At 68.4% G+C, this 3,682-nt stretch carries 3 protein-coding genes; 2 read left to right on the top strand and 1 reads right to left on the bottom strand.

Annotated features, from left to right (window positions below):
- Positions 1-81: 81 nt before the first annotated feature.
- The gene (locus JNW89_RS30795) at positions 82-495 is read left to right on the top strand and encodes a cupin domain-containing protein (protein WP_238451750.1); all 414 of its coding nucleotides are present in this window, start codon (positions 82-84) and stop codon (positions 493-495) included.
- A gap of 577 nt (positions 496-1,072) precedes the next feature.
- Here JNW89_RS30795 and JNW89_RS30790 read toward each other — a convergent pair.
- Complete coding sequence (locus JNW89_RS30790) at positions 1,073-1,678, bottom strand: TetR/AcrR family transcriptional regulator (RefSeq protein ID WP_238451749.1); 606 nt, start codon at positions 1,676-1,678, stop codon at positions 1,073-1,075.
- Between the two features lie 83 nt (positions 1,679-1,761).
- Here JNW89_RS30790 and JNW89_RS30785 point away from each other — a divergent pair, with 83 nt between their 5' ends.
- Positions 1,762-3,171 carry an MFS transporter gene (locus tag JNW89_RS30785; RefSeq protein ID WP_238451748.1) on the top strand — a complete coding sequence of 470 codons (1,410 nt, stop codon included), beginning with the start codon at positions 1,762-1,764 and terminating at the stop codon, positions 3,169-3,171.
- Positions 3,172-3,682 lie beyond the last annotated feature (511 nt).

Genomic DNA, 3,682 nt, shown 5'->3' with positions numbered 1-3,682 from the left:
GGTAGGTTCGCCGCGTAGGGCTGTCACAAACAGGGAGGCGGTCTTGTCTTTCCTGTAGACACTCCCTGTTTGGAGGAATACATGAGCGCTGAGCAGGCACACCTGCCCCCAGGCGTTGAGGTGATCACGACCCTGCCGGAGGCGACGGCCCTGATCCCGGCTGGCGCCGAGGCCAGGACCATCCGGGTCACCCTGTCGCCCGGTGACCCCGGCGCGCCGCCGCACCGGCACCCCGGGCCGCTCTTCGGCTACGTGACCCGGGGCGAGATCCTCTTCGAGTTGGAGGGGCAGCCGCCCCGGGTGCTCAAGGCCGGTGACGCCCTGTTCGAGCCCGGGGGCGACGTGATCCACTACCAGGGCGCCAACAACCTTCCGAACGCGCAGTCGCAGCTGGTGGTGACCATGTTCGCGCCGCCGGGTACCCCGGTTCTGACCGTGGTCAGCGCGGAGGAGCTGGCCGAACGACGACACCTACGAGTTACCCAGCCACGATGACCACCAGTATTCCGGATCTCTCCTTCCGCCCTAGCCGAGCAGCATCTGACCGCCGCCAGGGAGGCTACTGGCCTCGGCCCTTGTAGAAGGTCGGCCCTGGTTCATGGCGCGCGGCCTGATCGAGTCGACATTCCAGGGTGTTGCCTCGCTCGCTGAGCATGCCGGTCTCGGCGCCGGCCCGGCCCCGGCCTGCTGGCGACCTCCGGCCGGCACGGCCGGGCCGGCCGGCCACGCTTGGGGACGACGCGATCAGAAGAACTCGCGGCTCGGCCCCGAACCCCGGCCCTCCTCAGCGATCGGCCGGGAGCGGATCACCGCGCCGGGCACCACGAGGGCCACCAACCTCCCGGACGGGGCCAACGTCGTTCGGCCGGTGAGGCCCCCACCTTGTCCCCGTCCGAGGAGGCTGGACGGTCTACGGCTGCCCGACAAGGAAATCCGTAGCTGAGCCAAGGCCTGATCATGCCCGCCGCCTCGGGCTGCCTGCGGGGGCACGCGGGAGGCTGCGGGCTGTGGAGCACGCGCCGCGGAGGGGTTCGGCGCGGACGGGGGCCGGTTGGCCGGCCCCCCCGCACTCTCAGGCGGGAACGCGACGTCCGGGCGGCGTGAAGGCGGCCAGGACGGTCGCTGTGATGAAGGCCCCGGCCTGCTCAGGATCAAGCCGGCCGGCGTTGATCTCGTCGGCTGCCGTGTGCATCACGTTGTGCATGACGCCGACCAGCCATGAGGTGGATAGATCGCTGCGGAACACTCCGTCGTCCTGACCGCGCCTCACGAGGCCTTCGACGCGCTCGACCGGACCGGCATGCAGGTCGCGAATCCGGCTCGGTGGAAGAACCGTCTGGGCCGCGAGCAAGAGAGAGCGGGACTGGTTCACCAGCAGCCAACTGGAGTCGATCAGCCGCGTGAGTGCCTGCCGGGTGTCGCCGGTCAAGTCGACCGCGTCGAGTGCGGCGTGGCCCTGTTCGATGGCGTGGTCGAGCGCCGCCTCGACCAGGTCGGCCCGATTCGGGAAGTGGCCGTAAAGCGTGACCCTCCCGACGCCGGCCGCCTTTGCGATCTCGCTGACGCTGGCCTCCGGGTTCCGGCTCAAGGCGATCACCGCGGCCTCGAGTATCGCCGCGATGCTGCGCTGCGCATCCGCTCGCCTGGCAGGCGGCTTCGCCGGTATCGGCACCGTCACGCATCCCCCTTGTGGAACAGTGGTGTACGAGTTACTGTACCCGACACAAGTCAAACATTGCTGTTCGAATTGGAGGCGACGCCGTGTCCGCTCAGGCAGCCGACCAACCGGAAACCACTGCCGCCGACACACGCCGCTGGCGCATGCTCGCACTGCTCGGCGTCGCCCAGTTCATGCTCATCCTGGACGTCACCGTGGTGGTGATCGCGCTACCGGACATCGGCGCGGACCTCGGCCTGCAACGCGAAACGCTGACCTGGGTGGTCAGTGCCTACACGTTGATGTTCGGCGGCCTCATGCTGCTCGGAGGGCGGGCGGCGGACTTGTTCGGTTCCCGCCGCGTGGTGCTGCTCGGTCTGCTCGTGTTCACCGTCGCGTCTCTGGTCACCGGTCTGGCCGCTGATGCCGAGATGCTGATCGGCGGCCGGGTCGCGCAGGGCGTCGGTGCGGCAATGCTGTCACCCGCGGCGCTGTCGGTGGTGACGAGAAGCTTCCACGGAGAGGAGCGCAACAAGGCGCTCGGCATCTGGTCGGCGCTGGGCGGTAGCGGGTTCGCGATCGGTGTCCTGCTCGGTGGTGTACTGACCGCGGGTCCTGGCTGGCAGTGGGTGTTCTACATCAACGTGCCCATCGGTTTGGTCGTGCTGGTGGCACTGGCCCGGATGCTGCCGGCGGAGTTGCCACAGGGAGCTCGGGCGCGCCTGGATGTTCCGGGCGCGATCCTTGTCACCGCCGCAACCGGCATGGCGATCTACGGGCTGATCAACGCGGGCGACCGGGGCTGGTTGAGCGCCGTGACCCTCGCGACTCTGGCCGGTGCCGTCGTCCTGTACGTCCTGTTCGCCGTCGTGCAACGCACCGTGCGGTCGCCGCTCATGGACCTGCGGATCCTGACCCGGCGGTCGGTGGCCGGTGGCACGTTCCTGATTCTGGTGGCGACCGCGCTGATGCTCGCGGTGTTCTTCCTCGGGTCGTTCTACCTGCAGCATTACAAGGGTTACGGCGCGCTGCGGACTGGGCTGCTGTTCCTGCCGGTCGCCTTGGCGACGGTCATCGGTACGCAGATCGCCGGTCATGTCGTTGGCCGGCTCGGTGGCCGGACGGTCGCGATGGCGGGCCTTGCGATCGCTGCCCTCGGCACCGCGGTACCCGCTTTCTGGGACGGTTCGGCTGTGGTGGTGACGGGGATCAGTGTCGCCGCAGTGGGAATCGGCGCCACTTTCGTCGCTGCCTCCACGACCGCGCTGGGACAGATCGCCCACCACGAGGCGGGGCTCGCGTCCGGACTCCTCAGCACTTTTCACGAGTTCGGGGCCGCCCTCGGCGTCGCCGTGGTGTCCAGTATCGCGGCGGCGAGTATCGCCGGCGGCAGCGGCACTGGCTTCACCCGCGGCTTTGCCTTCGCCGCGATCGTGGCCGCGGCTTCCGCTGTCCTGGCACTGCTCATCCCGGCCGTGAAGCCACCCGCAGGGGTTCAGCTTCACGCGCACTGAACAGGCTGCGTGCTGACGCAGTTGCTGCGGCACGGGCTACCGTCGTCACCTTCTGAACCCCTGGCTCTGGCGTGGACGTCGGGCACGGACGTCCACGCCAGACCGAAGGTGAAGGCTGTCCTGGTTCGATTCGGCGGTAGTACGCGACCGGACGGCGGACGACCTATGGGACAAACGCGGGTGGGGTCGGGCGCAGCAGCCTCGGTGCCAGGCTGGATTAGGGGAGCAGCTTGGGAGCAACAGGGTGCACTGAACGGCTTCGAACAGCGCCCAACGGCATCGAACGGCGCTCAACTGCACCCACCCCTACCTGCGGCTTGTCGTTTCCGCAGGTCAGAGTGGGTGCAGCGTCCTGTTTCACACCGAAGAGGTCACTGGTTCGATCCCAGTATCGCCCACCATGAATATCTGCCAGGTCAGAAGCCCGCCGCCGGAAGTTCCGGTAACGGGCTTCTTGCCGTATGCCCCTTAATTGGGAGCAGATTGGGAGCAGCCCGCTCCCCGCGACGTG

It is taken from the genome of Micromonospora sp. 4G55 (genome assembly GCF_016803375.1).
Note: the sequence above shows the minus strand (reverse complement) of the source record. Positions and strands in the feature narration are given on the sequence as shown.